This is a genomic window from Kitasatospora putterlickiae (genome assembly GCF_039527695.1).
GTDB lineage: Bacteria > Actinomycetota > Actinomycetes > Streptomycetales > Streptomycetaceae > Kitasatospora > Kitasatospora putterlickiae.
Window position 1 is genome coordinate 8,526 of sequence record NZ_BAAAKJ010000290.1, and the last position, 6,022, is coordinate 14,547.

6 protein-coding genes and 1 pseudogene are annotated in these 6,022 nt (G+C 72.5%); 2 read left to right on the forward strand and 5 right to left on the reverse strand.

The window, feature by feature from the left end; all coding sequences use genetic code 11:
• Positions 1 to 793, reverse strand: a 793-nt coding sequence (locus ABD308_RS28260; protein WP_344340382.1) for an amidase, incomplete at its 3' end; no start/stop codon positions are given.
• 115 nt (positions 794 to 908) lie between these two features.
• Between ABD308_RS28260 and ABD308_RS28265 the strand changes: the two genes are divergently transcribed.
• Positions 909 to 1,529 carry a TetR/AcrR family transcriptional regulator gene (locus ABD308_RS28265; RefSeq protein WP_344340368.1) on the forward strand — a complete coding sequence of 207 codons (621 nt, stop codon included), beginning with the start codon at positions 909 to 911 and terminating at the stop codon, positions 1,527 to 1,529.
• A 99-nt stretch (positions 1,530 to 1,628) separates the two neighbouring features.
• Here ABD308_RS28265 and ABD308_RS28270 read toward each other — a convergent pair.
• Both ABD308_RS28270 and ABD308_RS28275 read right to left on the reverse strand, forming a co-directional pair.
• Positions 1,629 to 2,671 (reverse strand): annotated as a pseudogene (locus ABD308_RS28270) (protein kinase family protein).
• Positions 2,672 to 2,731: 60 nt separating this feature from the next.
• Complete coding sequence (locus ABD308_RS28275; RefSeq protein WP_344340370.1) at positions 2,732 to 3,109, reverse strand: hypothetical protein; 378 nt, start codon at positions 3,107 to 3,109, stop codon at positions 2,732 to 2,734.
• A gap of 139 nt (positions 3,110 to 3,248) precedes the next feature.
• Between ABD308_RS28275 and ABD308_RS28280 the strand changes: the two genes are divergently transcribed.
• Positions 3,249 to 3,551: a hypothetical protein gene (locus ABD308_RS28280; protein ID WP_344340373.1), complete on the forward strand. Its 303-nt coding sequence runs from the start codon at positions 3,249 to 3,251 to the stop codon at positions 3,549 to 3,551.
• Between the two features lie 796 nt (positions 3,552 to 4,347).
• Here ABD308_RS28280 and ABD308_RS28285 read toward each other — a convergent pair.
• Positions 4,348 to 4,959, reverse strand: a complete 612-nt coding sequence (locus ABD308_RS28285; RefSeq protein WP_344340376.1) for a GNAT family N-acetyltransferase — start codon at positions 4,957 to 4,959, stop codon at positions 4,348 to 4,350.
• Complete coding sequence (locus ABD308_RS28290) at positions 4,854 to 5,699, reverse strand: protein kinase domain-containing protein (protein WP_344340378.1); 846 nt, start codon at positions 5,697 to 5,699, stop codon at positions 4,854 to 4,856. The genes ABD308_RS28285 and ABD308_RS28290 overlap by 106 nt, the downstream gene beginning before the upstream one ends.
• Positions 5,700 to 6,022: the final 323 nt, after the last annotated feature.

Below are 6,022 nucleotides of genomic sequence, written 5' to 3' on the forward strand. Positions count from 1 at the left end.
GGTCGGCGACGACCGCGACCTTCACCGGTCCCGGCAGCGGTTCACCGCGGACGGGCACCGGGACGGCCCTCGGGTCCCGGGGGTCGGTTCCGGCCAGCGCCTCGTAGGCCAGTCGCAGGTCGGCGATGCCGCGCGCCAGGGGCCCGTCCTTGACCAGCAGTTGGGTGGCCGGTCCGGGGTCGCCCGCGCCGGGCAGGCGGTGGTCGGCGGGGAACCGCCCGGCGGTGGGGTTCAGGGCCGCCACGCCGCAGAACGAGCCCGGGACGCGTACGGATCCGCCGGAGTCGTTGCCGAGCCCGAGCGCGGCCATGCCGGTGGCGACGGCCACCGCGTCGCCGCCGCTGCTGCCTCCCGGAGTCCGGCCGGGGTCCCACGGGTTGACGGTGTCGCCGAACAGTTCGCTGCGGCTGTGCATTCCGGCGAGGACCAGGGTGGGCATGTTGCTGTGCCCGATCGGTACGGCTCCGGCGGCGCGCAGCCGGGCCACCGGGGGCGCGTCGGCCGTCGCCACCAGGTCGCGGAAGCGGGGGAGTCCCATCGTGGTCGGCACGCCTTCGACGGCGGTGGTCTCCTTCACGGTGAACGGGACCCCTGCCAGCGGCCCCAGCTCCTCACCCGCGGCCCGGCGCGCGTCCGTCCGCGCCGCGGCCTCGCGGGCGCGTTCGGCCATCAGCTGGGTGACCGCGTTGACCCGCGGGTTGACGTCGGCGATGCGGTCGAGGTGGCTGTCGACCAGTTCGACGGCCGAGACGTCGCCGTTGCGGACCGCCTCGGCCTGGGCGGCGGCGGTCATCGTCCAGAGGGTGTCCCGCACGATCGTGTCCTCCCCGTTCGGGTGTCGGAGTGCTCGTGCCGGAACCATAGCCCAGAACCGATACGCTTGTATCGGAATAAGGAGGCGCCCGACCATGCCCAAGCAGGTGGACTACGAGAGCCGACGCCGGCGGATCGCCGAGGCCGTCTGCCTCCTCGTCGACGAACACGGACCCGAGGCGGTGACCATGCGCGACGTCGCCACCCGCGCGGAGGTCTCCCTGGGCGCCGTGCAGCGCTGCTTCCGCACCAAGGAGGAGATGCTCCTGTTCGCCGTCGACCACGTCGGCGAGCGCATCACCGAACGCGCCCGGGCCCGCCTGGCCGGCAGCCCGGCCCAGTCGGCCGCCTCGGCCCTGGGGCACGCGGCCACCGAGGTCGCCCTGCTCCGCAGGGAGCACCGCGCCGAGGCACGGGTCTGGCTCGCGTTCGTCGCCCGGGCCGCCGTCAGCGAGCCGCTCGCCGCCAAACTCAGGACCAGCTACGCCGCTCTCCAGGACCTCCTCAGCCGCCTCATCGCGGAGGCCGGCGGTGACGCCGCTTTGACGCCCGACCCACAGCGCGAGGCCCGGTCCCTACTCGCCCTCACCGACGGCCTGACCAGCCATGTGCTCATCGGCCACCTGACCACCGAGGAGGCCGAGGAAACCCTGCACACACACCTGGCCCGCCTCTGGGAACGCCTCCACACCGGCCCGCCCGGAAACGCCGACTGACCCCCTGCTGCTCTGCCCCCGGAGTGGAAAGTCGGCGGGTCCGACTTCCCACTCCGGCGCGGTGGGCCATACCGTCGCGTGATCGCGGCAGGGCAGCGGCTATCCGGCGGACGCCGTGACGCGGTCGAGTTCGGCGGCCGGGTACGGCGTGCGCTTGCTCTCCTTGAGGAGCCGGTGCTGGAAGCCGGCCAGGACGACGGCGGTCCGGGCGTGCCGGTCGACGAGCGCCGCGGCCTCCGTCGGGATGCCGCCGGGCCGCTCGCCGGCCAGCCAGCGCTCCAGGAAGACGGACGCCCCCGTGTCGCCCCGGTAGCGGTTGAGGAGGTGGTGGCGGAGCAGGTGGGCGGCCGTGTAGTCGCGGTCGTAGGCGCGGTGGTCGGTGAGGAACCGCCGTTCGTCCGGCGAGAGTTCGAAGTCCGCGCTCAGAGCGAGCCCGAAGTCGGCGAAGTAGACCCGCCGGCCGTCGGTGAGGAGGTTGTCGAAGTGGGCGTCGAAGTGCACCAGGCCGCGCGAGCGCATGAACGCCGCGCCCCGCGTCACGGCCTCGTCCGCCCACGCGTACGCGTCGGGGGACGCCTCCCGCAGCCACGCGGTGAGCGTCTGCGGCACGTGTTCCAGGAAGAGCACCAGACTGTGGCCGGCCCGCCCGATGGCCTCCAGCCGCTCGCGCACGGCGGGGGAGCCGTCCCAGTGGGCGACGGCGCCGTCGACACCGCCGAGAAAGTCCATGAGCCCCTCGGGCGCGGTGTCGGGCAGCACGCGCCAGTGGTACATCAGGGGGAAGCCGTCGTGCTCCCCGCCGAGCACCCAGTGAGTGGTCATGCTGTGGACGGCCAGCTCCCGCCAGGCGCCGAACCCGGCCGAGCCGATCCCGTAGTGGTAGAAGGCGGGCAGGCCGAAGAGGTTGGCCGTGGAGCGGACGTTCTCCGGCCGGGTCTCCAGTTCCGTCAGCGGCACCTTCTTGACGAACACCCGCGTCCCGTCGACCTCCAGGGCGGCGCACCGGCCTCCGACTCCGGACCCGAGCGGGGTGGCGNNNNCACCACCTCCCCGAGCCGCCGGTCGCTCAGCAGCGCCAGCCGGGTCGCCACGGCCCCGAAGTCGGCGAGCCGGGTCGACGGCCGTTCCCCCGCATGACGCATCGCCAACTCCTCGCTCGGTGACAGCCCAACGTAGACGACCCAGCCCACCAGGGTCGACCCTCAGGGTGGCGGCGGAGCGGCCTTGGGCCGGGCGGCCCACTCGTCGGTGAGGACGGAACAGGTACACCAGTCGCCGGTGCACGGGGTGCCGGCTTCCGCGCCGTACGGGCCGAGGCCGGCCATGAGCCGGAGCACCTCCGCACGCTCCGGCGCGCTGAGGACGGGGCGTGTCGCCGGGGCCCTCAGCCACCAGGTGGCCGGGGCGTCCTCCAGGTCGCCGCCGACCTCGGCGTCGATGAACAGGGTGTAGAGCGGATGGTCGGGAAAGCCGTTGAGCCGCAGGATCCACCACCGGCCGTCGACCCGGGCCGCGTACGGGAAGACGGTCAAGTCCGTGTCGTGCCAGGGGACTTGGGAGGGAAGGGCGGGGAGCTTCATGGCCCCATTCTGCGGGGGTGCCGACTCCGCGTGCCGGTCGTTGGCGCGTTGTCGACGTGTCACTTCCAAGCTGGCGGCACCAAGTCGGCACGAGCGTCTGGGTCGACGCGCCCGCCTCGCGGGGCGACATCGGTTCATCGTGCTGAACGCGAAGAACGGCCGGCACATCGCGGACGTCGTCGGGGCCACCGGCATCGGGTTCAGCCGGGACATCAACACCTACGCGCGCGTCATCGGGATCCCGATGAAGAAGGAGGCCAAGGCGAGCACACGTTCTGGCGCGGTGGCCGGCCGCGAGCAGCCGACCACCGCACGGATCGACAACTGCGTCGGACTGGACGGGGCGCCGGCGGCGGACCGTTCTTGGGGCAAGTGGTGGGCGGTGAGCTCCTGCTACCGCGACGACGCCTGCAACGTCCTCAACGGGGCGCAGTACGCCTGAACCGGTGGAGGACGGGGGCCAGGTAGTCGGCGTGCGGGCCGAGGAGGCCCGGCAGGTCGACGGGGGAGCGGACGAAGGCCAGCTCGACCAGCTCCCGCTCGGGTGGCGCGAGGGCGGTGAAGCGCTCGCGCAACTCCGGTTCGGACAACGGCGGGGCGAGGAACAGCACGCCGACGCTGCCGTAGCGGCCCCGGGTGACGGCCCAGAGCGTCAAGTCGTTCGGCGCGGTGGGCACCCCGGTCTCCTCGGCCAGCTCGCGGACGGCGTTGCGACGCAGGGCGGCGAGGTCCAGGCGCTCGCCGTCGGGCGGGGGTTCGACGGGGGNCACCGCCCGGGGGCGGCCGTGGAGGGGGACATCCGGCCGACCAGCACCCGTCCGTCGTCGGTGGGTTGGAGGACGCTCACGGAGAGGGAGGCGGTCGGGGCGGTGGCCGTGGTGACCCGGCGGAGGGCGTAGTGCCGGTAGGTCACGCGGGACCAGGAGACGTGGAGTTCGCCGGGTCTGGGCCATGAGGTGCCGGCGCAGGCGACCACCGGGCCGTCGAAGAGTGTGGGATTGGCCAGGACCATCTCCGCCCAGACCCGGTCCCGGGCCCGCCGCTCCTCGACGGCGAGGTGGGGCATGGGCACTTCGACGAGCCGGATGCGGCGCACCCCAAGCACCTCGGCGGGCGGCGGAAGAAGCGGCGAAGGTGTCTCGGACATCCGCCCATGGAAGCAGCCGACGGGCCTCCGGGTCAGCTCGACGCGAGGGGTGCACGGTCGGGGGCGCCGAAGAGCGTCGGCCGGTTCGAGGTCATTCCGTGCCGGGCGGGTGGCCCGGCACGGATCCGGTGGGTACGCGCGGGACGGATTGCCGGATGGCATAGGTGCTGAATCCGGCGTACTCGCCGGTCGAGACGAAGCCCGTCTTGAGGAGGACGCGGCCGGAGGCCGGATTGCCCGGGTGGTGCTTGGCCTGGATCTCGGGCAGCCCGAGGCTGCCGAAGCCCAGCGCGAGCATCCTACGGACCGCGTCGGTGGGGTATCCCATTCCCCAGGTGTCCGCGCGCAGGATGTAGCTGAGCGCGGTGACAGGACGATCCAGGTGAAGTCTGATGATTCCGATCAAGTCGTGGTCGAGGTCGAGGCCCAGGGTGTAGACCGTGTGCGGGGAGCGAGTCCCGGCGGCCACAGCCTCACCTGCAACTCGGCGAGCTTCGGTGTCACTCATGGGTCCCCGTCCCAGGAACCTGGTCGATTCCGGGCTGTAGATGCCTTGGAGCGCGTCGGCGTCCTCCGGGGTCAGCTCCCGCAGTGTGATCACTCTCCGACCGCTTTCACCAGATCGGCCAGCTCGGCGGCGGTCGGCCGGTCCGTCGGCCCGCCCAGCAGAACGGGGCGCAGCATGTCCTGAAGGGCGGGCCACGGCGTCGCGGTGTCCAACGGGACGGCCTTGGCGGCGATGGCCCGGCGAAGCTCCTCCACACTTTCGCTCCCGCCGAGTCCGGCGGCCTCGTAGTCCAGTGGCCACCTGCCCGTGACGCAGGTCCACAGGGTTCCGGCGAGGGCGTAGACGTCGGCGGACCGTGTCGTGGTGACGGGCTGGGGGCCGGAGATGATCCGCTCGGCCAACTCGGGGGCGGTGAGGTGGATCATCGTGCCGTCGAACCTCGTCCACGGTGTCGCGTCGGCCTTCCGGGACCAGGCGAAGTCGAGCAGACGCACCGTCCCGCCCTCGCCGTGGATGCCGTGCTGGGGCTGGAGGTCGCCGTGCACCCATCCTCCCGAGTGGAGGTCCGTCACGGCGAGGCACAGTGCGACCGCACCGGCGAGCGCTTCGTCCCGCCCGCCATCGCCCTTGCGTACGGGGCGGAACACGTGCCAGGTGGACGGCCCGGACAGCCACGGGGTGACGTACCAGACGCCGTTGTCGAAGCGCCCGGCCGTCACGGTGTAGCCGGGCAGCTGGTCCAGCACCGAGGCTTCACGCGCGGTGACCTCGGCGGCTTCGCCGGTGCCGATCTTGATGCTCGCCGCACCCCGTGGACCGGTGGCCTTCCAGACGGCCGATCCTCGCCGGTTGGTGATCTCCTCCAGCTCCAGCGGCCCGCAGGTGGCCTCCGCGACCTTCAGCGCCTCGGCGGCCTCGGAAGTGAACTCGCCCATTCTCTCACTGCCTTCCATTCACATGGGATGTGTTGGAACACGTCGCGCCCGTCGTCCACGGCCCCGGCCACCACCGCCGCGAGGTCGGGCGTGCTCGTCAGGAACTCCGGGTCCAACCGGGCGGACCGCCGGACGCGCGGGGAGGCACGAGAACGGAGCTGCGGGGTTCTGTTCCTGCCTCGACCGGCGGGTCCTGGAACTCCGAGTGCGCTGAGAAGTCGAAGCCAGGATCGCCGAGTTCCAGCCCGAGCGCGTACTTGAAGTCGATCTCCGCCCGAGCGAGGACCACTGCGCACCACCACCACCCCAACCAAGGCCGGAGT

Bases quoted from the DNA above. Each gene is read 5' to 3' on its own strand.
- ABD308_RS28290 (WP_344340378.1), bottom strand. From the start codon at position 5,699: ATGGGCGAGTTCACTTCCGAGGCCGCCGAGGCGCTGAAGGTCGCGGAG.
- ABD308_RS28275 (WP_344340370.1), bottom strand. From the start codon at position 3,109: ATGAAGCTCCCCGCCCTTCCCTCCCAAGTCCCCTGGCACGACACGGAC.
- ABD308_RS28265 (WP_344340368.1), top strand. From the start codon at position 909: ATGCCCAAGCAGGTGGACTACGAGAGCCGACGCCGGCGGATCGCCGAG.